Annotated in this window: 13 protein-coding genes; 12 read left to right on the top strand and 1 reads right to left on the bottom strand. The window is 69.9% G+C overall.

The window, feature by feature from the left end; genetic code table 11:
• Positions 1-164: 164 nt before the first annotated feature.
• The 11 genes from KVT39_RS16850 to KVT39_RS16800 all read left to right on the top strand — a co-directional run bounded on the left by KVT39_RS16850 (position 165) and on the right by KVT39_RS16800 (position 12,094).
• Positions 165-677: a fimbrial protein gene (locus tag KVT39_RS16850; protein WP_217589692.1), complete on the top strand. Its 513-nt coding sequence runs from the start codon at positions 165-167 to the stop codon at positions 675-677.
• 122 nt (positions 678-799) lie between these two features.
• On the top strand, positions 800-3,253 hold the full coding sequence (locus KVT39_RS16845) for a fimbria/pilus outer membrane usher protein (protein ID WP_217589848.1): 2,454 nt from the start codon (positions 800-802) through the stop codon (positions 3,251-3,253).
• Between the two features lie 16 nt (positions 3,254-3,269).
• Complete coding sequence (locus KVT39_RS16840; protein WP_217589690.1) at positions 3,270-4,016, top strand: molecular chaperone; 747 nt, start codon at positions 3,270-3,272, stop codon at positions 4,014-4,016.
• Positions 4,017-4,024: 8 nt separating this feature from the next.
• On the top strand, positions 4,025-5,035 hold the full coding sequence (locus KVT39_RS16835; RefSeq protein ID WP_254640522.1) for a fimbrial protein: 1,011 nt from the start codon (positions 4,025-4,027) through the stop codon (positions 5,033-5,035).
• 254 nt (positions 5,036-5,289) lie between these two features.
• Positions 5,290-5,958 (top strand): RNA polymerase factor sigma-70, encoded by a 669-nt coding sequence (locus tag KVT39_RS16830; RefSeq protein ID WP_034184136.1) that lies wholly within the window; start codon positions 5,290-5,292, stop codon positions 5,956-5,958.
• 88 nt (positions 5,959-6,046) lie between these two features.
• A complete protein-coding gene (locus tag KVT39_RS16825; RefSeq protein WP_047900635.1) occupies positions 6,047-6,289 on the top strand; it encodes an MbtH family protein in 243 nt (80 codons plus the stop codon).
• A gap of 44 nt (positions 6,290-6,333) precedes the next feature.
• Positions 6,334-7,353, top strand: coding sequence for a TauD/TfdA family dioxygenase (locus KVT39_RS16820; RefSeq protein WP_034184138.1), 1,020 nt, complete (start codon positions 6,334-6,336; stop codon positions 7,351-7,353).
• A complete protein-coding gene (locus tag KVT39_RS16815) occupies positions 7,343-8,191 on the top strand; it encodes an ABC transporter ATP-binding protein (protein ID WP_217589686.1) in 849 nt (282 codons plus the stop codon). The genes KVT39_RS16820 and KVT39_RS16815 overlap by 11 nt, the downstream gene beginning before the upstream one ends.
• Positions 8,188-10,278: a Fe(3+)-hydroxamate ABC transporter permease FhuB gene (fhuB, locus tag KVT39_RS16810; protein ID WP_217589684.1), complete on the top strand. Its 2,091-nt coding sequence runs from the start codon at positions 8,188-8,190 to the stop codon at positions 10,276-10,278. Before KVT39_RS16815 ends, fhuB begins: the two co-directional genes overlap by 4 nt.
• Positions 10,275-11,075, top strand: a complete 801-nt coding sequence (fhuF, locus tag KVT39_RS16805; protein WP_034184141.1) for a siderophore-iron reductase FhuF — start codon at positions 10,275-10,277, stop codon at positions 11,073-11,075. Before fhuB ends, fhuF begins: the two co-directional genes overlap by 4 nt.
• On the top strand, positions 11,072-12,094 hold the full coding sequence (locus KVT39_RS16800) for an iron-siderophore ABC transporter substrate-binding protein (protein ID WP_217589682.1): 1,023 nt from the start codon (positions 11,072-11,074) through the stop codon (positions 12,092-12,094). The genes fhuF and KVT39_RS16800 overlap by 4 nt, the downstream gene beginning before the upstream one ends.
• A 168-nt stretch (positions 12,095-12,262) precedes the next feature.
• On the opposite strand, the gene KVT39_RS16795 is transcribed toward KVT39_RS16800, so the two are convergent.
• A complete protein-coding gene (locus KVT39_RS16795; protein WP_217589680.1) occupies positions 12,263-14,008 on the bottom strand; it encodes a cyclic peptide export ABC transporter in 1,746 nt (581 codons plus the stop codon).
• 269 nt (positions 14,009-14,277) lie between these two features.
• Here KVT39_RS16795 and KVT39_RS16790 point away from each other — a divergent pair, with 269 nt between their 5' ends.
• The gene (locus tag KVT39_RS16790; protein ID WP_217589678.1) at positions 14,278-23,943 is read left to right on the top strand and encodes a non-ribosomal peptide synthetase; all 9,666 of its coding nucleotides are present in this window, start codon (positions 14,278-14,280) and stop codon (positions 23,941-23,943) included.
• Positions 23,944-23,949: the final 6 nt, after the last annotated feature.

Genomic DNA, 23,949 nt, shown 5'->3' with positions numbered 1-23,949 from the left:
GTAAGATGCAAATGGAACATTGTCAGGGATATTTAACAATGATTTACAAAAAACTTTCACGACTATCTCGATAATGCCGCCTCGTGACGGACGGGAGCCACCACACGCTGCCTTTTGTATCCGCCACGTCGTCCATTCCCTTTGCAATTCTCACGGAAAACGTCATGAAAAAATCCCTCCTGACCGCTGTCGCACTCGCGGCCCTGTCGACCTCGGCCTTCGCAGCGGGCACCGGCACGATCAACTTCACGGGCGAGATCGTCGCGGGCGCGTGCGGCATCGATTCGGGCTCGGTCAACCAGACCGTGAACCTCGGCAAGGTGCCGACCAACGTGTTCAAGCAGGCTGGCGACAAGTCCACGCCGACCAATTTCGACATCAAGCTGACCGACTGCGACACGAGCATCGCGCAGAACGCGTACTTCACGTTCACGGGCACGTCGAGCGCTGGCCAGCCGAAGCTGCTCGCCACGATCGGTTCGGCAACCAACATCGGCATCCGCCTGCAGGCCGCGTCGGGTGAATACCTCGACAACGGCGCCGAGCAGAAGGCTCCGACCGTGCTGCAAAACGGCACGAACATCGCACGCTTCGCAGCGATGTACGAAGCGACGGCAGCCGGCGTGACGCCGGGTACCGCCGACGGCGTCGCGAACTTCACGGTCCGCTACCAGTAAGCGTCCGTATCGGAGGAGGGGTGCGTGCATCCCTTCCTCCTTCTTCTTTCCTTCCTGTTTCCTTCTCCTCGGATTTCCGGTAGCACCGCGTGCGAATCAGACATTCCTTCCTTTGCGTCTCCGTGCTGGTCGTCGGCAGCCAGAGCCATGCGACGGAATTCAATGCGTCGTTTCTCGATATCGACGGAACGAGCAATGTCGACCTGTCGCAGTTCTCGCAGGCCGACTTCACGCTGCCGGGCGAGTACATGCTCGATGTGCAGGTCAACGACCTGTTCTACGGGCTGCAGTCCATCGAATTCATTGCCGTCGATGCGTCCGGCGCGGGCAAGCCGTGCCTGCGACCGGAGCTCGTCGCGCAGTTCGGGCTGAAGCCGTCGCTCGCGAAGGACCTGCCGCGCTTCCAGGGCGGACGCTGCGTCGACCTCGGTGCGATCGAGGGGGCGACCGTGCGTTACCTGAAGAGCGACGGGCGGCTCAAGATCACGATTCCGCAGGCCGCGCTCGAATTCACCGATTCGACCTACCTGCCGCCGGAGCGCTGGTCCGAAGGGATTCCCGGCGCGATGCTCGACTATCGCGTGATCGCGAACACGAACCGCAACTTCGGTGCGGGCGGCGGGCAGACGAATTCGATCCAGGCCTACGGGACGATCGGCGCGAACTGGGATGCATGGCGCTTTCGCGGCGACTACCAGGCGCAGTCGAACGTGGGCAACACGGCGTACGCGGATCGCACGTTCCGCTTCAGCCGGCTCTATGCATTTCGTGCGCTGCCGTCGATCCAGTCGACGGTGACGTTCGGCGACGACTACCTGAGCTCCGACATTTTCGACACGTTCGCGCTGACGGGCGCGTCGATCCGCAGCGACGACCGCATGCTGCCGCCTTCGCTGCGCGGCTATGCGCCGCTGATCGCGGGCGTCGCGCGCACCAATGCGACCGTGACCGTGTCGCAGGCGGGCCGTGTGCTGTACGTAACGCGCGTGTCGCCGGGCGCGTTCGCACTGCAGAACATCAACACGAGCGTGCAGGGCACGCTCGACGTGGCGGTCGAGGAAGAAGACGGCAGCGTGCAGCGCTTCCAGGTGACGACGGCCGCCGTGCCGTTTCTCGCGCGTACCGGGCAGTTGCGCTACAAGGCTGCCGTCGGCAAGCCGCGCCTGTTCGGCGGCGCCGGCATCACGCCGTTCTTCGGCTTCGGTGAAATCGCATACGGCCTGCCGCTCGACGTCACGGTGTACGGCGGCTTCATCGCCGCATCGGGCTATACGTCGATCGCGCTCGGCGTCGGCCGCGATTTCGGCACGTTCGGCGCGGTGTCGGCTGATGTCACGCATGCGCGGGCGCGCCTGTGGTGGAACGGCGCGACGCGCAACGGCAACTCGTACCGCGTCAACTATTCGAAGCACTTCGACGGGCTCGATGCCGACGTGCGCTTCTTCGGCTACCGGTTTTCGGAGCGCGACTACACGAACTTCGCGCAGTTCACGGGCGACCCGACCGCGTACGGCCTCGCGAACAGCAAGCAGCGCTACTCGGCGACGATGTCGAAGCGCTTCGGCGACACGTCGACCTATTTCTCGTACGACCAGACGACCTACTGGGCGCGCTCGTCCGAGCAGCGCGTCGGCCTCACGCTGACGCGTGCGTTCTCGGTCGGCGCGCTGCGCAACCTGAACGTCAGCGTGTCGGCATTTCGCACGCAGAGCGCGGGCGCGAGCGGCAACCAGTTCTCGATCACCGCGACGCTGCCGATCGGCGGCCGCCACACCGTCACGTCGAACCTGACGACGGGCAGCGGCAGCACGAGCGTGAACGCGGGCTACATCTACGACGATCCGGATGGCCGCACCTACCAGGTCAATGCGGGCGCGACCGACGGCCGCGCATCGGCGAACGCGAGCTTCCGCCAGCGCTCGTCGGCGTACCAGCTCACGGCACAGGCGTCGACGCTCGCCAATGCGTATGCGGCCGCGTCGCTCGAAGTCGACGGTTCGTTCGTCGCGACGCAGTACGGCGTGTCCGCGCACGCGAACGGCAACGCGGGCGACACGCGGCTGCTGGTGTCGACCGACGGCGTGCCCGACGTGCCGCTGTCCGGCACGCTCACGCATACCGATTCGCGCGGCTATGCGGTGCTCGACGGCATCTCGCCGTACAACGTGTACGACGCGACCGTCAACGTCGAGAAGCTGCCGCTCGAAGTGCAGGTGACGAACCCGATCCAGCGCATGGTGCTGACCGACGGCGCGATCGGCTTCGTGAAGTTCGCCGCCGCGCGCGGCAGCAACCTGTACCTGACGCTGACCGACCCGGCCGGCAAGCCGCTGCCGTTCGGCGCGTCGGTGCAGGACGCGGCGAACGGCAAGGAGCTCGGCATCGTCGGCGAGGGCGGTGCGGCGTTCCTGACACAGGTTCAGCCGAAGTCGTCGCTCGCGGTGCGCGCGGGCGAACGCACGCTCTGCACGGTCGATGCGCTGCCGAACCAGCTCCAACTCGAAGGCACGCCGATCCCGGTGACGTGCCAGACGCCCGGCGAGTCGCACGCAGCGGCCGCGCGGGTCGAACGATGAATCCACGGATCCTGCGATGAAAAACTCTCTTTCCCTTTCCTTTCCGCGCCGCGCGTCGTGCGCACTCGCGACCGCCGGCGCGCTGCTCGCGGGCGCCGCGCATGCGGCGATCGTGCCGGACCGCACGCGCGTGATCTTCAACGAAGGCGAGCAGGCCGCGATCGTCACGATCACCAACAAGAGCACGACGTATCCGTATCTCGTGCAGTCGTGGCTCGAGGACGCGAAGGGCAACAAGATCACGTCGCCGCTGATGGTCGTGCCGCCGCTGCAGCGCGTCGAGGCGAACGAGCGCAACGTGCTGCGGATCGCGAAGCTGCCGGGCACCGAGTTGCCGGCCGATCGCGAATCGGTGTTCTACCTGAACATCCGCGAAGTGCCGCCGAAGACCGATACGCCGAACACGCTGCAGATCGCGCTGCATACGCAGATGAAGCTGTTCTACCGGCCGAAGGCCGTGCAGCCCGCGCGCGACGAGGACTGGACGCTGCCGATGACGCTGCGCGTCGACGCGGCCGCGCACAAGCTGGTGTTCGACAACCCGACGCCGTACCACGTGACGGTGGTCGACGTGAGCTCGGGCGCGCAGAAGACGCCGGTGCCGATCGAGCCGGTGATGGTGAGCCCGATGAGCACGGCCGACGTGCCGTTCAAGGCTGCGACGCCGTCGACGCTGTTCGTCACGCATATCGACGATTACGGCGGCCAGGTGGCGGTCGAGTATGCGTGCGACGCGGGGGCTTGCAAGAGCGTGAAGAAATGAGCGGGGGAATGCGTCATCGGGAATCGCCGGCGGCATGGTTGCGCTGGGTCGTGCTCGTGCTGCTGGTCGCGGCCGTGCAGCCCGCGTGGGCACTGCGCTGCCTGACCAACAGCGGCGCGACTTCGTTGACCGAGCCGATCGGTGGTGTTGCGTCGTATCCGACCGACGCGCCGGACGGCTACGTGATCTGGGTGTCGCCGGTGCGCACGACGTCGGGGTACTGCTACAAGGACCTGGGTGACGACGGCAGCCTGAAGGTCGTCGACAACATTTACTTCTACGCGAATCCGAATCGCACGAACCCTGCCGCATGGGGACTCGAGATCGGCATCCGCTACAAGGGCGTCGACTATTTCGACAAGACCAGCAATCGCGGCGGCGGGGTGTTTACCGGATTTTCGGTGCCGCCGTGCAGCCGGTACGACTTCGACCGCGGGCGCTGCCAGCAGACGCGCATCAGCATCGACTATCAGGTCGTCGTGCGCAAGAAGGGCAACTGGGTCCAGCCGCCGAGCGATATCTATACGGTGTTCCAGTTCGACGGCGAGTTCGGGCTGAATGCATTCGGCACGAGTTTCCAGTACCGCCTGAGCGGCCTGCGCAACCTCAAGCCGACGCCGTGCTTCGTCGACGTACTCGTGACGCCCGAACCGGGCATCGTCAATTTCGGGCAGGTGCAGGCGGTCGGCAACGGCTTCCTGCCGGCGGTGCCGCGCAAGCGATTCTCGTTGTCGCTGACCAAGAAATGCAACGTCGCGGTGCGCGTCGACGGGTACTTCGAAACGAGCTATCCGGTTCGGAACGGTTTGCTGGTACCCGCGAAGGACAGCAATTTCGGCATCGGCATCGAAGACAGCCAGGGCAAGGCGATTCCGTTCAACGAACAGTTCACGCTGACGCAGTTTCCGTCCAATGTGATGAATCAGAGCGTGCTGATGGACGCGGTGCTGAAGTCGTTCGGGCCGCCGAAGATCGGGCGATTCGATGCGACGGCGACGATCCGGTTGTTCATCTATTGACGCATGCGTGCGCGGCCGGCGCCCGACAGTCGGCCGCAAGCCGTCAACCCGGCGCCGGCATTGCCCGGCGCCTTTCATGTCGAAAGCTTATGCGATGTCGCGGCCGGCATCGCACGATCGCGTTCGCTCGAACAACGATCCCGTCAATTGTTCAGACAAATCCTGACAGCCGGAAGGGGTATCTCGTAATCGGATTGAGAATGATTTGCGTTTACGTTAAATTGCGCTATCTCAGAATTTGACGGAGCAGATCGATGGCGATGGCGGAAGTGCTCGACCGACCCGCGGCGGCAACGGCAAACCCGTTCCTCGGCAGTTATCCGGACCTGCCGTTGCGCGCCGCGCCACGCGCGCGCCGTGCCGCGGAGCCCCGCGCGCAGGGCGCATTGCTCGACGTGCTGATCTCGCATCGCGCGATGCTCGTCAATGTCGCGCGCGGCTTCGTCGGCTGTGCGAGCCGTGCCGAGGACGTCGTGCACGACGTATTCGTGAAGCTCGTCGAATTCCCGAACCAGGACGCGGTGCGCCAGCCGGTCGCTTACGTGACGCGGATGGTGCGCAATGCGTCGATCGACGCGTGCCGCCGGCAAAGCCTCGAAAACGTCTATCACACGGAAGAGGACGACGGCTTCGACGTGCCGTCGCCGGAGCCGTCGCCGGAAGCCGCGCTGATGACGCGCGATACGCTGCGGCGCGTGTGGGCCGCGCTCGACGACCTGCCCGCGCGCAGCCGCGCGGCCTTCGAGATGGTGCGGCTGCGCGAGGAGACGCTGCAGACCGCGGCGCGCGCGCTGAACGTATCGCAGACGCTCGTGCATTTCATGGTGCGCGACGCGGAGCGCCACTGCGCGGAATGCCTCGACGCGTGCCATCGCGGCGTCGCGTGCCCGGTGTTCCTGGGCGGCCGTGCGCGGCGGCGGTAAAAAAACGCGCCGGCCAATCGTCTATCAGACAGGAGCGGCGCAATCCGCCGCTTCGCATCCTTCAACCGCCTCCTGCTTTTTTCCGATCATGACGCAAGCCACGACGCCTTCCGCCGACACCGACGATCTCGTCTACACGGTCGTCATCAACGACGAAGAACAGTATTCGATCTGGCCGACGTTCCGGCCCGTGCCGGCCGGCTGGCGCGAGGTCGGCGTGAGCGGCCCGAAGGCCGACTGTCTCGCACACATCGAGACCGTCTGGACCGACATGCGCCCCGCGAGCCTGCGCCGCGCAATGGACGGCGAGCGCGCGACGCGCGCCTCGTGACCCTCAGCGCCGCGACCCGGCGCGCCACCTGAAGAGGACGTTGCATGACCCTGCTTTCGTTGCCGACGCTCGACGACCTGCGTATCGAGCCGGGGCTGCCCACCGTCGTGTCGCCGCGCGGCAGCGACGGGATGTCGATCGACGACGTCGCGCCGCTGGCGCGCGAGATCGCGACCGACACGCTCGAACGGGCGGGCGGCGTGCTGTTCACGGGCTTTCACGTGCCGTCGATCGACGCGTTCCAGCAGTTCGCGGCATCGTTCGGCGATCCGCTGATCGGCTATGAATACGCGTCGACGCCGCGCAGCCAGGTCGAAGGCGCGGTCTACACGTCGACCGAATACCCGCCGCACCGCGCGATTCCGCTGCACAACGAGCAGTCGTATACGCGCGAATGGCCGCTGCGGATCTGGTTCCACTGCGCGCTCGCGGCGCCGAAGGGCGGTGCGACGCCGATCGCGGACAGCCGCGCCGTGTACCGCGCGCTCGATCCGGCGCTGATCGCGCGCTTCGAGCGGCGCGAGCTGCTGTACGTGCGCAATTTCGGGCAGGGGCTCGACCTGCCGTGGCAGCAGTCGTTCGGCACCGACGAGCCGGCCGAGGTCGAGCGGATGTGCGCGGCGCGCGGCATCGAATGCGCATGGCGCACCGACGACGACGGCGAGCTGCTGCTGCGCACGCGTGAACGCTGCCAGGCCGTCGCGCGCCATCCGCGCACCGGCGACCGCGTGTGGTTCAACCAGGCGAACCTGTTTCATCTGTCCGCGCTCGACGACGACATGCAGGAAGCGCTCGTCGATGCGGTCGGGCTCGAGAATGTGCCGCGCAACGTGTACTACGGCGACGGCGAGCCGCTCGAAGCCGATGCACTTGCCGAGATCCGCGGCGTGCTCGACCAGCAGCGCATCGTATTCCCGTGGCGCACGGGCGACGTGCTGATGCTCGACAACATGCTGACCGCGCATGCGCGCGACCCGTTCGAGGGGCCGCGCAAGGTCGTCGTCGCGATGGCGCAGAGTTACACGGTCCCGCGCGCGACCGAACGGAGGACCGATGACGCGTAGTACCGCCGCGCTTGCCGCGCGCGGATTGACGGTAGGTTATCGCGACCATGTCGTGATCGACGGGCTGGACCTGTCGATTGCGGCCGGCCGCGTGACCGCGCTGTGCGGGCCGAACGGCTGCGGCAAGAGCACGCTGCTGCGCACGCTCGCGGGCCTGCAGCCCGCGCGTGCCGGCCATGTCGAAGTGAACGGCAAGCCGCTCGCGTCGTTTCGCCGTCGCGCGCTCGCGCGCGAGCTGACGATGCTCGCGCAGTTCAACCAGATTCCGTCGGGCCTCACGGTGCGCGAGCTCGTCGCGTACGGGCGCTATGCGTACGGCGGCTTCCTGCGCGGCCTGTCGCGCGCCGACCATGCGGCGATCGACGAGGCGCTCGAGACCAGCGGCCTTGCGGGCGATGCGGGCCGCGACGTCGGCGCGCTGTCGGGCGGCGAACGCCAGCGTGCGTGGATCGCGATGGCGCTCGCGCAGCAGGCGCCGATCGTGCTGCTCGACGAGCCGACCACCTATCTCGACATCCATCACCAGCTCGACATCCTCGATGCGCTGCGCGCGCTGAACCGCGCGCGCGGGTTGACGATCGTGTGGGTGCTGCACGACCTGAACCAGGCGGCCGCGTACAGCGACGAGATCGTGCTGATGCGCGCGGGCCGCCTCGTCGCACAGGGCTCGCCCGACGCGATGCTCGATCCGGCGCGGCTGCGCGCGGCGTTCGGCGTCGAGATGCTGAAGCTCGCGCATCCGCAGACGGGCGCGCCGATGTGCGTGCCGGCCTACGGGCCGTCCACATCCGACACACCGCAGGCGGCAGGCGTCTTCGACCGGGATCTCGCCGTATGACGACGTTCGCGATGCGCAAGCGCCTCGCGGCGACGGGGAAGGGCGCGGCCACCGGCCGGGCCGGCACGATCGCGATCGGCCTCGTCGCGCTGATCGCGATACTCGCGGCGCTGCGCGTTGCACCCGATTTGCGCGTGTGGTGGGCGGCGGCGCCCGGCAGCGACGGTGCCGCGCTCGCGCATGTGTTCCTGTTCGACCTCAGCCTGCCGCGTGTCGCGGCCGCGCTCGTCGCGGGCGGCTGCCTCGGCATCGCGGGCGCGCTGTTCCAGTCGCTCACGCGCAATCCGCTCGCGTCGCCCGACCTGCTCGGCGTGACGGGCGGCGCGCAACTCGGCCTGCTCGCGGCGATGCTCGTGCCGGCACTGGCGGGCGTCGCATCGGTGCCGCTGCTGTTCGTGTGCGGGCTGGCCGCCGCTGCAGTCGCGATCGTCGCGGCCGGCGGCTGGCGCGCGACGCCGTTGCGGCTCGTGCTCGCGGGCAGCGTGTGCATGCTGCTGTTCGCGGCGCTGTCGACGCTCGTGCTCGCGTTCTTCGAGCAGAACATCGCGGGCGCCGCGCTGTGGACCAACGGCAGCCTGTACCAGCCGGGCGCGACGGGCCTCGCGCTCGCCGCGCGCTGGCTCGTCGTGCCGCTGGTCGCGCTGCCGTTCGTGATCCGGCCGCTGAACCCGCTCACGCTCGGCGACGATGCCGCGGCCGCGGCCGGCGTGCGCGTCGATGCGACGCGGCTCGCCGCGACGCTCGTCGCGGTCGCGTTCACGAGCGTGGCCGTCAGTATCGCGGGCCCGCTGTCGTATGTCGGCCTCGTCGCGCCGAACCTGCTGCGTCAGGTGCGCGGTGCGCGCACGGCGCGGCTCGGCGTGCTGGTGCCGCTGTCGGCGCTCGCCGGCGGCGCGCTCGTGCTCGTCACCGACAGCGCGGTGCTCGCGTCGGGACTCGACGCGACACTGTCGACCGGCGTCGCGATCGCGCTGGTCGGCACGCCGCTGATGCTCGCGATGATCCGGCGCGGCGCCGCATGGTCAGGCGTGCTGCACGCGGATGCCGAACGCACGGCGGGCGGCGGCTCGACGCGGCTCGTCGGCTGGCTCGAACGGCTCGGCTGGCCGCTGCGCACCGCGCTGTTCGTCGTGGTCGGCGCGCTGGTGGTGTTGATCGGCGTGTCGGCCGGCCCCGAGTGGCTGTCGCCCGCGCGCTGGTCCGCCGCGCTGCACGGCCAGGATGCGCTCGCGCGGATGCTGATCGACCTGCGCATGCCGCGCCTGCTGTGCGCGCTGCTCGCGGGCGCGCTGCTGGCCGTGAGCGGCGTCGCGATGCAGAGCGTCGTGCGCAATCCGCTCGCGGGCCCCGAAGTGCTCGGCGTCACGCAGGGCGCGGGGCTCGTCACGCTGTTCGCATTGTCGACGTGGCCGCTGATGGGCCATGTGACGCTCGCGGCGGCCGCGCTGATCGGCGGCGGACTGTCGCTCGCGATCACGCTCGCGCTGAATCACCGGCATCGTTATGCGCCGCTCGCGGTGGCGCTGACCGGTATCGTGATCGGCGCGCTGTGGACGACGCTCGCGCAATGGCTGATCACGCAGCAAAGCGTGCAGCCCGCGCGCTTCGTCGTATGGCTCGTCGGCGGCACCTATGGCCGCAGCTGGGGCGAGGTGTCGATGCTGCTGCCGTGGTGCGTGCTCGCGGTGCCCGTGTTCGCGTGGCTCGCGCGACCGCTCGACATGCTCGCACTCGGCGACGACCAGGCGGCCGCACTCGGCCTGCCGGTGGCCGCGCTGCGGCCGCTTGCGCTGACGATCGCGACGCTCGCCGCGTGCGCGGCCGTCGCGGCGGTCGGGCCGGTCGGCTTCATCGGGCTGATGGCGCCGCACGTCGCGACGATGCTCGGCGCGCGCCGGCATCGCACGCGGCTGTGGCTCGCGGCCGCGTGCGGCGCGCTGATCCTCGGCGCCGCGGATCTCGCGGCGCGCACGGTCGTCGCGCCGCGCGAAGTGCCGGCCGGCGTGCTGACCGCGCTGATCGGCGCGCCGTACCTGCTCGGGCTGCTGATCCTCGAGGGGCGCCGCGCCCGGCGCGCGGGGCGATGACGCCGTCGCTCGACGGCGTGCGCGCCACGCGCTTCTCGGCGTTCGCGCCCGAACCGTTCGCCGACCATCTCGACGTCGTCTGGCTCGGCATGCCCGACGACACGCACGCGCCGGGCCGCATCGTCGTGCCCGTCAGCGCGTTGCCCGAGCATCGCGAGGCCGTGCTCGACGCGATGGTCCGTCATTACGGCGGCGATCCGGCGCAGCATGCGCGCGCGCTGATCTCGCAATGGAGCAAATACTATTTCGGTCGTGCGGCGCCGGCCGGTGTCGTCGCCGCGCTGACGCTCGGCCGGCCGCTCGACATGGCGCCCGAACGCACGTTCGTCGCGCTCGACGACGGGATGCCCGCCGCGCTGTATTTCGCGGCGGACGCGCTCGGCGCGCCGTGCGACGATCCCGCGCCGCGCTATGCGGGGCTCGTCGCGCATCTCGGCGCGGTGATCGATCTGCTCGCGGCGATGGGCCGCGTCACGCCGCGCGTGCTGTGGAGCAACGCGGGCAATCTGCTCGACTATCTGCTCGACACCTGTCGTTCGCTGCGTTGCGCGGCCGATCCCGTGCGCGACGCGGGCTGGCTGTTCGGCTCGACGTGCTTCGCGTGCGAACCGAATCCGCTGCGCATGCCGGTGCGCGACGCCGTGCCGCGCTCGCCGCTGCTGCCGACGCCGTTTCGCGCGCGCCGCGTGTGCTGCCTGCGCTACGAAATTCCTGGAGAAACGCAACTGTGTGGAAGCTGCCCCCTGCTATTGACGATGGACGACGCGGCGCTGGCCGGGCAGGACGCGATCCGGTGACGGATGCCGGCCGCCGGCACGCGTTGGGTGCGCTCGCTGTGCTCGGTGCCGCGTGCTGCGGCGTGTTTTCCGCGTCGGCCGGTGCGGTTGCCGTTGCCGGTGGCGGGCCCGGTACGCCGAGCGCCGTGTCGCTGGCCGGCAACCCCGTCGTGTCGCAGGCGAGCGCGAAGATGCCCGTGCGGCCGCAGCGCGTGGTCGCGCTCGACTTCATGTTCGCGGAAAGCGTGGTCGCGCTCGACCTCGTGCCGGTCGGGATGGCCGATACCGCGTTCTATCCGGGCTGGCTCGGCTACCAGAGCGACCGGCTCGCGCACGTGACCGACATCGGCTCGCGGCAGGAGCCGGGGCTCGAGGCGATCGCGGCGGTCAAGCCCGACCTGATCATCGGCGTCGGCTTCCGGCATGCGCCGATCTTCGACGCGCTCGACCGGATCGCGCCGACGATCCTGTTCCAGTTCAGCCCGAATGTTTCCGACGGCGGCGTACCCGTTACGCAGCTCGACTGGATGCGGCAGATCTTCCGGACGATCGGCGCGGTGACGGGGCGCGACGCGCGCGCGCAGGCGGTCGATGCGCAGCTCGACGCGGGAATCGCGCGCAATGCGGCGCGGCTCGCGGCAGCGGGAAGAAAGGGCGAGCGCATCGCGCTGCTGCAGGATCTCGGCTTGCCCGACCGTTACTGGGCCTATACGGGCAACAGCACGTCGGCCGGCCTCGCGCGTACGCTCGGGCTCGATCCGTGGCCGAAGAAGCCGACGCGGGAAGGCACGCTGTACGTGACGTCGGCCGACCTGCTCACGCAGCGCGACCTGGCCGTACTGTTCGTGACCGCGTCGGGGATGGACGTGCCGCTGTCGGCGAAACTCGATTCGCCGGTGTGGCGCTTCGTGCCCGCGCTGCGCGACCGCCGGATCGCGCTCATTGAGCGCAACATCTGGGGATTCGGCGGGCCGATGTCGGCGCTGAAGCTGGCCGACGTGATGACCGATACGATGCTGAAGCTGCCGGCCGTGCGTTGAGCGAGCGGCGCAGATACCGCCGTTTCGACGGGCATGACGTCGTGATCGGCTTGACGACCGATGGCCCCGGCCTTTCCTTGTCGCCAATCTCCGGCAACATTCCCTTCCGAATCGAACATCGCCGACGCGCTGCCATTGCGGCGCGTCGGCGATCTATCCACGAATGGCTTACGCGCTCAGCGCATCGACACCATCCTGAGCACGCAAACGCGCGGGCATCGTGTCGCTGACGATGCGCCCGTTGTCGAGCTTCAGCAGCCGGTCGGCGAGATCGAAATAGCGGTCGTCGTGCGTGATCACGATCACGGCCTTGCCGCGTGCGCGCAGCTCGGGCAGCAGCTGCTCGTAGAACACGGCCTTGAACGACGGATCCTGGTCGGCCGCCCATTCGTCGAACAGGTAGAACGGCCGGTCTTCCAGATACGCGACGACGAGCGCGAGCCGCTTGCGCTGCCCGGTCGACAGCGCACGGGTCGAGAACGCGCCGTCGACCACTTTCACCTTGTGATCGAGCGCCAGCTTCGCAACGAGCGCGTTCGCCCGCGCATCGGCCTGCGCGCGGGCCGGATCGTCGGGATCGACGATGCCGAGCAGCGCATCGAACAGGTGGAAATCGTTGAACACCGCGCTGAAGCGCTGCCGATACGCTGCCCGCTCGCGCCAGCCGATCGTGCGGCCGTCGACCTCGATCGTGCCTTCCTCGGGCTCATAGAGCCCCGTCAGCACCTTCGCGAGCGTCGTCTTGCCGCTGCCGTTGCCGCCGACGATGAACACGAGCTCGCCCGGCTTGATCGTCAGGTCGATCGGCCCGATGCTGAACATCCGTTCGTCGCGTTCGTGGAAATACGCGTGCGTGACGCCGCGCAACGTGACGGCGCCGGCCGGTGGCACGTCGGGCGCGTCGGCCGCGGGCGGCACCGTGCGCAGCGCGCCGAACTCGGCCATCACGTCTTCGATCCGCGTGAGCGACACGCGTGCCGCGTTGACGGTCGGCAGATTGTTCAGGAGGCCGTCGAGCGGCACGAGCATGAACAGAAACACGACGACATAACCGGCCGCCGTGCCCGGATCGGCATGCACGCCGAGCTGCGGCCAGAACGACGCCACGCCAAGGAATACGTAGAACAGGAAGATGATCCAGCCGACGCCGACCGCGTACGCGCTGAACGCGCGGCGGCGGTGGTCGCGCACTTCGCCGATCGCGGCGCCGAGCTGGCCGTCGACGAACTGGCGCGCGCGCGCATCGTGCAGCTTCAGTTCCTTTGCGCCGGAAAACAGCGAGCCGAGATAGCCGAACAGGCGGTCCTGCGCCTGGCCGGCCGCTTCGAGCGACGCGATCGCGCGGCGGTCGCCGGTGTGATAACCGAGCGAGCCGGCGATGATCGCGGCGAGCGCCAGCACGCACACGGGCCACGACAGCCACGCGAGATAGCCGAGGCAGCCGAACACGATCGAGCCGTGCATGACCAGGTTCGGCAGCGCGAAGAACAGCATCGACACGTTGGTCGCGTCGTCGGTCAGTACCGACTGCACGGGCGCCGCGCCGATCCGCTCGATGTCGCGCAGTTCGGCCGCGCCGACGCGCCGCGCGAGATGCACGCGCAGCCGCGCCATCGTGTCCTGCGACAGGCGCGCGAACAGCGTGCCCGACACGATCCGCGTGACGAGCGCGATCACCGCGCACAGCGCGAAGCGCCACGCGAGCGACGCATCGGCCGCACCGGGTTGCGAGAGCGCGCGGTTCAGCGTCGCGACGAGCAGCACGCTCGCGACGCCGTTCAGCACGCACGCGGTAAGCGCCAGCGCGAGCGACGCGCGGCTTTCGCGCAGCAGCGCGAGGATCAGGCGCGCCGCGGGGCGGGCGGGCGAGGCGTCGAGGGACGGCGGGGAAGAAGGCTCGTGGGCAGCAGTCATCGGCAACGTCGGTAAAGGGAAGGCGAGCGAATACGCGGAAGCGGAAAAGTCGATGCGAAAGCGGCGGGCGGGGTGCGCCCGTTCCGGCTTTCCTTCCTGATAGACGAACGAGCCGCGCAAATATTTAGCAGCGCATGAAAAAAATCGGCTGCACGCACTTTGAGCGCAAAACGGTAAAAAATCGGCCGCGCCGTTCGTCACACCAGTGAAGCCGCCCCAAGCGGCCCCGAGACTTGGCCGAAGCGGCCGGACCGAAGGACTTCACGCACATGACGAGTTTCCCGACTGCGCTGCATCACCGAATCCGCGAACTGGCGCGCGTTGCGCCCGACGCGCCTGCAATCGCGGTACCTTTCCAGAACGACTTGCGCCTGTCGCGCGGTGCGCTCGACGCGCGTGCGTCGCGGCTGGCCCGGCAACTGCGCGCGGCCGGCGTCGGCGCGGAAGTGCGGGTCGGCGTCTGCGTCGAGCGCTCGTGCGAGCTGTTCGTCGCGCTGCTGGCCGTGCTGAAGGCGGGCGGCGTGTTCGTGCCGCTCGATCCGCGTCATCCGGCCGCGCGCCTCGACTGGATCATCCAGGATGCGCAACTGCGGCACGGCATCGTCGACGAAGCCGGCCGCACGGCGCTGGGCATGCCGTTCGAATACGCGTTCGATGCGGCAGCGGAAGCGGTGGGCGAGCAGGACTTCGCTGCCGATGACGAAGACGTGCCCGTGCACCCGCGTGCGGCCGCCTACATGATCTATACGTCGGGCTCGACCGGCACGCCGAAGGCGGTCGTCGTCGAACACGGGCCGCTCGCCGCGCATTGCGACGCGCTCGCGGCCGCGCTGCCGATCGTCGCAGGCGACCGCCTGCTGCATTTCGCGTCGGTCAATTTCGACGCCGCTCATGAGTGCTGGCTCGCGCCGCTCGCGATCGGCGCCAGTATCGTCGTGGCGCCGCCGCAGCCGTTCGCGCCCGACGCCGCGCATGCGCTGATGGTGCGCGAATCGGTCAACGTCGCCGCGTTCCCGCCCGCGTACCTGCGCGAATTCGCGGCTGTCGCCGCGCGCGACGGCGTGCCGCCGGCATTGCGCGTGCTCGCGTTCGGCGGCGAAGCGCTGCCGCAGCAGGCATTCGAGTTCGTGCGCCGCACGTTCCCGTCGGTACGCCTGATCAACGGCTACGGGCCGACCGAGGCCGTGATCTCGCCGATGCTGTGGCCGGTCGAACCGGGCGAAGCGCCCGTGCTGGCCGCCGACGACGCGTATGCGTCGCTGCCGATCGGCCGCGTGATCGGCCCGCGCGTCGCGCGCATTGACGGCGATGAGGCCGCTGGCGTGGGCGAGCTGCTGCTCGGCGGCGTCTGCATCGCGCGCGGCTATCACGGCCGCCCGGCGCTGACGGCCGAACGCTTCATTCCCGATCCGGACGGCGAGCCCGGCGCGCGCGTCTACCGCACGGGCGATCTCGCACGCCTGCGCGACGACGGTGCATTTGACTATCTCGGCCGCCTCGACGACCAGGTCCAGGTGCGCGGCGTGCGCGTGGAGCCCGCGGAAATCGCCGCGTGCCTGCGCTCGCATCCGGCCGTGGCCGACGCGGCGGTGGTCGCCGAAGCCGGCAACGGACCGACGCGGCTGATCGCATGCGTCGCGCTGCGCGCGGCGGCCGACGATGCGGCACTGAAGGCGCACGTGGCCGCGCAATTGCCGGCGGCATGGCAACCGCACCGGTTCGTGCGTTGCGATGCGCTGCCGTATACGTTGAACGGCAAGATCGACCGTGCCGCGCTGCGCGAGCGGATTGCCGCCGCGCGCGACACGACGCAAGGTGCCGGCGCCGCGCCGCGCACGCCGACCGAGCAGCAGCTCGCCGGCCTCTGGCAGACGCTGCTCGGCCTCGACGCCGCGCCGTCGCGCGACGACCGTTTCTTCGCGCTGGGTGCCGATTCGCTCGCCGCGATGCAGTTGCAGGCCGCGATTCGCGCCGCATCGCGCGTGAACCTGCGGCTCGATACGCTGTTCGCCGATCCGGCGCTCGCCGAACTGGCCGAAACGGTCGATCGCGCGGAACGCGAGACAGGCGAGCCGCTGGCCGCCATTTCCGCACGCCGCGCGAAGGCCGATGCGGCCGCATCGGGCGCGCCGCACGTCGACCGTGCGGCGTCGCTCGCGCAGCAACGCTTCTGGGTGCTCGCGCAAACGCGCGATGCGAGCGCCGCGTATCACATCGCCGCGCACTGGACGCTCGACGGCACGCTCGATCGCGACGCGCTGCAGCGCGCGCTCGATCACGTGATCGGGCGTCATGAGGCGTGGCGCACGACGCTCGTCGACAACGACGACGGCATCGTGATGCAGCGGATTCATGCGCATCTGCCGGTGTCGATCGCCGACCTCGACCTGCGCGACCAGCCGCCGGCCGCGCGCGACGCACAAGCCGCGCGGCTCGCCGAGCGCGATGCGGCCGAACCGTTCGATCTCGCACGCGGCCCGCTGCTGCGCGCGACGCTCGTCGCACTCGCCGACGACCGTCACCGCCTGCTGCTGACCGCGCATCACGCGATCACCGACGGCTGGAGCTCGCGCTGCGCGTTCGACGAACTGTCGGCTGCATACAGCGCGTATGCGGAAGGCCGAGAACCGTCGCTGCCTGATCTGCCGATCCAGTACGCCGACTACGCGGACTGGCAGCGCGACATGCTGGCCGGCGGCGAGGGCGAACGCCAGCTCGACTACTGGCGCGGCGCATTGCGCGACGTGCCGGGCCCGATCCCGCTGCCGGTCGACCGTCAGCCGGGCGCTGCGCGTACGCTGCAGGGTGCACGCGTGTCGGTGCGCCTGCCCGACGCGGTTGCGGCCGACGTGCGGCAACTCGCGCGCGACGCGCAGGCCACCGTCTTCACGGTGCTGCTGGCCGCGCTCGACGCATGGTTGTCGCGTCTGACCGGCGAAACGGACGTCGTCGTCGCGGTGCCGGTCGCGCATCGCCAGCGCGCTGAAACGCGCGCGTTGCTCGGGCTGTTCCTGAATACGGTCGCGCTGCGCGTGCGCGTGGCGCCGACGCTGCCGTTCCGCGCGCTCGTCGACGCGGCGCGCACGGCGGCGCTCGACGCGGTCGCGCACCAGGACGTGCCGTTCGAGCGTGTCGTCGATGCGGCGAAGCCGCCGGTCAAGCGCGGCGACGAATGGCTGCGCGTGAAATTCGCGCAGCAGTTCGACGCGCGGCACGACAGCGTGCTGCCGGGTGCGATCGCTGTTGCTACGCCGGGGCCCGATCTGGCCGCGCGTTTCGACTTCGCGCTGGATTTCACCGACGACGCGAACGGGATCGAACTGGTCGCGGCCTATGCGACCGACTGCATCGACGCCGACACCGCACGCGCGTGGCTCGACAGCTATGCGGCGCTCGTCGGCGCGGCCGCGCACGATCCGCAACGCACGACGGCCGCGCTGCCGTGCGACGCATCGGCCGCATTGCGCCAGCCGCGCGACGGCCGCGCGCTGAGCGTCGAACATGCCGACATCGTCGCCGCGTTCGCGCGACAGGCGGCCGCGTATCCGCATCGCGTCGCGCTCGCCGATGCGTCGGCGTCGCTGACGTTCGCCGAACTCGACGATGCGTCGAACCGCATCGCGCGTGCGCTGACGCAGCGCGGTGTCGCCGCCGAAGCGTCCGTCATCGTCTGCATCGAACGTTCGGCGCGCTTCGTCGTCGGCCTGCTCGGCGCGCTGAAGGCCGGTGCGCTCGTCGTGCTGCTCGATCCCGCACAGCCGGCCGCGCGACTCGCCGCGGCGGCAGCCGACTGCGGCGCGCGCTGGGCGCTCGTCGCGGATACGGCCGCGTGGCCGGCCGGCATCGACGCTCAGCCGCTCGACGTCGATACGCTCGCACAGGACGCGACGCTCGCGCATGCAGCCGGCGTGCGCGTCGCACCGCATCCGGAACAGGGCGCGTACCTGATCTATACGTCGGGCTCGACCGGCACGCCGAAGGGCGTCGTCGTGTCGCACGGCGCACTGGCCGACTACGTGCAGGGGATGCTCGACGAACTCGCGTTCGCGCCGGACGCATCGTTCGCGATGGTGTCGACCGTTGCGGCCGATCTCGGCCACACGACGCTGTTCGGCGCGCTGTGCGCGGGCCGCACGCTGCACCTGCTGCCGGCCGCGTGTGCGTTCGATCCCGACCTGTTCGCGGACGAGATGCGCCGCCGCGACGTCGGCGTGCTGAAGATCGTGCCGAGCCACCTGCAGGCGCTGCTCGACGCGCGCGTGCCGGCCGACGTGCTGCCGCGCCACGCGCTCGTGACGGGCGGCGAAACGCTCACGTGGGCGCTCGTCGCGCGCCTGGCCGCACTCGCACCGGCCTGCCGCGTGATCAACCATTACGGGCCGACCGAAGCGACGGTCGGCGCAATTGCGTGCGATACGGCGTCGATTGCCGCCGATGCGCGCGATCCCGCGAGCGGCGTGCCGCTCGGCCTGCCGCTGCCGAATGCGCGCGCGCTGGTGCTCGATGCGTTCGGCGCATGCGTGCCGGCCGGCGCGACGGGCGAGCTGTATCTGGGCGGGCCGGGCGTCGCGCGCGGCTACCTCGGGCGTCCGGCGCAGACCGCCGAACGCTTCGTACCCGATCCGTTCATGCCCGGCGCGCGGCTGTATCGCACCGGCGACCGCGTACGGTTGCGCGCGGACGGCCGTCTCGCGTTTCTCGGCCGCATCGACGACCAGGTGAAGATCCGTGGCTACCGCGTCGAACCGGGCGAGGTGAGTGCAGCCGTGCGCGCGGCCGGCCCGGTCGCGCAAGCCGAAACGCTTGCGATCGAGCACGACGGCCGCCTGCGGCTCGCGACCTTCGTCGTGATGCGCGACGGCGCGGCGTTCGACGAGGCTGCGATGCGCGCGGCGCTTGCCGCGAAGCTGCCCGACTACATGGTGCCCGCGCAGTTCGTCGTGCTCGCGCGCCTGCCGGTGACCGCGAACGGCAAGATCGATCGCGCGGCGCTGCGCGAACTGGCTGCGGCGCCGATCGCGATCGCGTCCGGCGATGCGCCGCAGGGCGCGGTCGAAACGGTGCTCGCCGAAGTCTGGCAGGCCGTGCTGAAGGCGCCGCAGGTGGGCCGCGACGACAACTTCTTCGAACTCGGCGGCGATTCGATCCTCGTGCTGCAGGTGATCGCTCGTGCGCGCAAGCGCGGCGTGCGCTTCACGCCGAAGCAACTGTTCGACAACCCGACGGTGGCCGAACTCGCACGCATCGCGAAGACCGAGGACGTGACTCCTACCGCGCAGCCTGCAATCGCAACCGCAGTGGCGACGCCGGCTGCCGCGCCAATCCTGACGCCCGCGCAGCAACGCTTCTTCGCGCTCGACGTCCCGCAGCGCGGCCACTGGAACCAGTCGGTCGCGTTCGACGTGCGCGGGCCGTTCGACGCGGACGCATTCGCGCGCGCATTCGATGCGTTGCTGACGCATCACGACGCGTTCCGCCAGCGCTTCGCGCTTGGTGCGGACGGCACGTGGCACGCGAGCGATGCCGCTAAGCCATACGATGCGCTGCCGTTCGTCGAAGTCGCCGCACGCGACGAAGCCGACGCGCTCGCGCGCTTCGACGCGTTGCAGCGCCGTCTCGACCTCGGCCGCGGGCCGCTCGCGTGCGCGTGCGCGGCACGGCTGCCGGACGGCTCGACGCAGCTTTATCTCGCGATTCACCACGCGATCGTCGACGGCGTGTCGTGGCGCATCCTGCTCGACGACCTCGACACGGCCTACCGCGCCGCATGCGACCGCACGCCGGTCCGGCTGTCGCAGCCGGGCCTGCGCGCGGATGCATGGGCCGCACGACTCGCGCGCGCCGCGACGGAACCGGCATCGCCGTTTGTAGCCGAAGCCGCGTACTGGGCCGGGATGGCGCAGGGCCATGACCTCGTGCCCGATCATCCGGACGCAGCGGCGACGAATGCCGATGCAGCCGTCGTCGTGCAGACGATCGACGCGGCGTTGACCCGCGCGGCGCTGACCGATGCACATGCAGCCTATCGCACGCAGACGATCGAACTGCTGGGCGCGGCGCTCGCGCTGGCGCTGTCCGGCGCACGCGGCGGTGGCGCATCGTGCCGCGTCGAACTGGAAGGGCACGGCCGCGAGGCGCTGTTCGACGATGCGGACGCGAGCCGCACGATCGGCTGGCTGACGAGCCACTACCCGGTGACGCTGCCGGTCGAAGCGACTGCGAGCGACACGCTGTGCGCGGTCAAGGACACGCTGCGCGCGGTGCCGCACAAGGGGCTCGGCTTCGGCGTGCTCGCGCACTACGGCGATGCGGCGACGCGCGCGGCGCTGGCCGCCGTGCCGCGCCCGCGCGTCACGTTCAACTATCTCGGCCAGTTCGACGCGCCGCGCGACGCGACGCTCGTGCCGCGTTTCGGCGGCACCGGCGTCGAGCGCGATCCGCGGGGGCCGCTGGGCAATACGCTCGCGATCCACGCGTACCTCGATACGGACCGCGACGGCGCACGCACGCTGAAAGTGCACTGGGTCTATGGCGTGCCGCAGTTCGAGCGCGCGACGATCGACGCGTTCGCCGAACGCTTCGCGGCCGCGCTGCGGGAACTCGTTGAAGCCTGCGCGTCGCGCGTCGCGCATCGCGGCGGCGGCGCGACGCCGGGCGATTTCCCGCTCGCGCAGGCCGCCGGCCTCACGCAGGCGGCGATCGAACGCACGCCGCTCGATTGGCGCACGATCGACGACGTGTATCCGCTGTCGCCGATGCAGCAGGGCATCCTGTTCCATGCGCAGTTCGCGCCCGGCCACGCGAGCTACGTGAACCAGCTCGTCGCGAACGCGACCGCGCTCGATGCCGACCGCCTCGCGGCCGCGTTCGACGCGTCCGTCGCTCGCCACGACATCCTGCGTACGAGCGTGATGCCCGACGAAGCCGCGCCGCTGCAGTGCGTGCATCGCCACGCGCAGATGCTGGTCGAGCAGCTCGACTGGCGCACGCGCGGCGACACGCTCGACGCCGATTTCGACGCATGGCTCGCGGCCGACCGCGCACGCGGTTTCGACTGGCGCGAGCCGCCGCTGATGCGGCTTGCGCTGATCCGCGTGACGGACGACGCATGGCGCGTCGTGTGGACGCGTCACCACGTGCTGCTCGACGGCTGGAGCACCGCGCGCCTGCTCTCCGACGTGCTGCGCGACTATCGCGACCCGGATGCGGTGTCGCCGTTCGCGAGCCGTCCGGCGCTGCGCTATCGCGACTTCATCGCGTGGCTCGGCACGCGCGACCGCGATGCCGACGAGCGCTTCTGGACCGAGCGCCTCGCGCGGCTCGACGCGCCGACGCTGATCGCGGAACGCGCGGCCGACCGCGCGGACGCCGAGATGGTCACGTGGCGCGCGACGATCGATGCGGACGCGATGACGCGCGTCGCGCAGACGGCGCGCGCGCTGAAGCTGACGGTCAACACGCTGGTGCAAGGCGCATGGGCACTCGCGCTGCAGCGGATGACGCACCAGCCGGCCGTCGCGTTCGGCGCGACCGTCGCGGGCCGCCCCGATGCGCTCACGGACGTTGACACGGTGCTGGGTCTTTTCATCAACACGCTGCCGGTGATCACCGCACCCGCGCCGCAGCAACGCGCGGCCGACTGGCTGCAGACGCTGCAGCGCGAGAATGCGGCGGCCGCCGAGCATGCACACACGCCGCTCGCCGACATCCAGCGCTGGGCGCATGGCGCGGGTGGCGCACTGTTCGACACGCTGGTCGTGTTCGAGAACTACCCGGTGGACGACACGGCGCGCGACGCCGATCCGCGCGCGCTTGCGCTGAGCGGCGTACGCAGTATCGAAGCGACCGATTTTGCGCTGACGCTCGTGATCGAGAGTGGTGTCGAATTGACGATCGACTACGGCTACGACACCGCGCGCGTCGATGCGCGGCAGGTCGAGACCTGGCACCGTGCGTTCGCGTGCGCGCTCGATGCGCTGGCCCGCACGCCGGACGCGCTGCTCGGCACGCTGTCGATCGCCGACGACGCAACCCGCGACGCGCTGGCGCTTGCGCGGGACACCGCGCATGCGTGGCCGGCTTCGCAACGGCAGCCGCTGCACCTGCAATTCGCCGATGCGGCACAAGCGACGTCCGACGCGATCGCGCTTGAATACGCGGACGTTCATGGCGGCGTGCATCGTGCGACCTATCGGGAACTCGATATCAGCACGTCGCGCATCGCGGCCGCGCTGCGCCGGCGTGGTGTGCAGCCCGACACGCCGGTCGCGCTGTGCGTCGAGCGTTCGTTCGACATGGTGATGGCGCTCGTCGGCGTGCTGAAGGCCGGCGCCGCCTACTTGCCGGTCGATCCCGACTATCCGGCCGAGCGCATCGCGTACCTGCTGCGCGACGCGCGGCCGGCCGTCGCGATTACGCAGGCGCACCTGCGCGAGCAGGTCGAAGCCGCGCTTGGCGACGGTGCCGCGACGCAGTTGCTGACGGTTGCGGACCTGCTCGCCGATGAAGCGGACGAAGATGAAGAAGCGCCTGCGGGCATCGCCATCGACGACGCCCGACTCGCGTACCTGATCTACACATCGGGCTCGACCGGCAAGCCGAAGGGCGCCGGCAACACGCACGGCGCACTCGCGAACCGGATCGCGTGGATGCAGCACGCATACCGTCTGACGCGCGACGACGTCGTGCTGCACAAGACGCCGTTCGGTTTCGACGTGTCGGTCTGGGAATTCGTGTGGCCGCTGGCGATCGGCGCGAAGCTCGCGATCGCCGCGCCCGGCGACCATCGCGATCCGGCGCGTCTCGCGGCCGCGATTCATGCGCACGGCGTGACAGTGCTGCATTTCGTGCCGTCGATGCTCGCCGCGTTCGCCGCGTATCTCGACGATTTCTCGGCCGCCGCGCAATGCGACAGCGTGCGCCTGATCGTCGCGAGCGGCGAGGCGCTTGCGCCCGAACTCGTCGCGAAGATCGCACGGCTGCTGCCGAACGCGACGCTCGTGAACCTGTACGGGCCGACCGAAGCCGCGATCGACGTGTCGCACTGGACCTGCAGCCCCGACGACGCGAACGCGGCCGCGGTGCCGATCGGCCATCCGATCGCGAACCTGCAACTGCACGTGCTCGATGCCGCATGGCAGCCGGTGCCGGCCGGCGCGACCGGCGAACTGTATCTCGCGGGCGCGGGCCTGGCGCGCGGTTATCTCGGCCGCCCGGCGCTGACCGCCGAGCGTTTCGTGCCCGATCCGTTCGTGCCGGGCGCACGCATGTACCGCACGGGCGACCTCGCACGCCGGCGCGCCGACGGTGCGCTCGACTACCTCGGCCGCGTCGATACGCAGGTGAAGCTGCGCGGCCAGCGGATCGAGCCGGGCGAGATCGAGGCGCTGCTGCGCGCGGTACCCGGCGTGAACGATGCGGTCGTGATCGTGCGCGACGAGCAATTGATCGGCTATGTCGCACGCGGCGACGCCGGCTCGCTCGACTGTGCGGCGCTGCTCGACGCGTTGCGTGCGCAACTGCCGGCCTACATGGTGCCGTCGCAGCTGATCGAGCTCGACGCATTGCCCGTCACGCCGAACGGCAAGTGCGACCGTCATGCGCTGCCCGCGCCGGTGCGCGAAGCGGCTGAAGCCGTCGAACTCGCGACCGATACCGAACGTGCGCTCGCGGATATCTGGCAACGCGTGCTGCACGTCGATGCGATCGGCCGCGACGGCGATTTCTTCCTGCTCGGCGGCCACTCGCTGCTCGCGACGCAGGCCCACGCGCAGGCGAACCTGCACTGGGGGCTCGCGCTGCCGCTGCGCACGCTGTTCGACACACGCACGCTCGCGCGCTGCGCGGAAGCGATCGACGCGGCCTGCGCGGCCCGCGGCGCGACCGATGCGGCGAGCGCGATCGATGCGCTGCTCGGCGAACTGGAAACCCAATAAGGACGA

This window comes from Burkholderia sp. GbtcB21, assembly GCF_019091065.1.
Lineage (GTDB): Bacteria > Pseudomonadota > Gammaproteobacteria > Burkholderiales > Burkholderiaceae > Burkholderia > Burkholderia pyrrocinia_C.
This window is presented reverse-complemented; position numbering and strand designations above follow the sequence as displayed.

Bases quoted from the DNA above. Each gene is read 5' to 3' on its own strand.
- KVT39_RS16850 (WP_217589692.1), top strand. From the start codon at position 165: ATGAAAAAATCCCTCCTGACCGCTGTCGCACTCGCGGCCCTGTCGACC.
- KVT39_RS16840 (WP_217589690.1), top strand. From the start codon at position 3,270: ATGAAAAACTCTCTTTCCCTTTCCTTTCCGCGCCGCGCGTCGTGCGCA.
- KVT39_RS16835 (WP_254640522.1), top strand. From the start codon at position 4,025: ATGCGTCATCGGGAATCGCCGGCGGCATGGTTGCGCTGGGTCGTGCTC.
- KVT39_RS16830 (WP_034184136.1), top strand. From the start codon at position 5,290: ATGGCGATGGCGGAAGTGCTCGACCGACCCGCGGCGGCAACGGCAAAC.
- KVT39_RS16825 (WP_047900635.1), top strand. From the start codon at position 6,047: ATGACGCAAGCCACGACGCCTTCCGCCGACACCGACGATCTCGTCTAC.
- KVT39_RS16820 (WP_034184138.1), top strand. From the start codon at position 6,334: ATGACCCTGCTTTCGTTGCCGACGCTCGACGACCTGCGTATCGAGCCG.
- KVT39_RS16815 (WP_217589686.1), top strand. From the start codon at position 7,343: ATGACGCGTAGTACCGCCGCGCTTGCCGCGCGCGGATTGACGGTAGGT.
- fhuB (WP_217589684.1), top strand. From the start codon at position 8,188: ATGACGACGTTCGCGATGCGCAAGCGCCTCGCGGCGACGGGGAAGGGC.
- fhuF (WP_034184141.1), top strand. From the start codon at position 10,275: ATGACGCCGTCGCTCGACGGCGTGCGCGCCACGCGCTTCTCGGCGTTC.
- KVT39_RS16795 (WP_217589680.1), bottom strand. From the start codon at position 14,008: ATGACTGCTGCCCACGAGCCTTCTTCCCCGCCGTCCCTCGACGCCTCG.
- KVT39_RS16790 (WP_217589678.1), top strand. From the start codon at position 14,278: ATGACGAGTTTCCCGACTGCGCTGCATCACCGAATCCGCGAACTGGCG.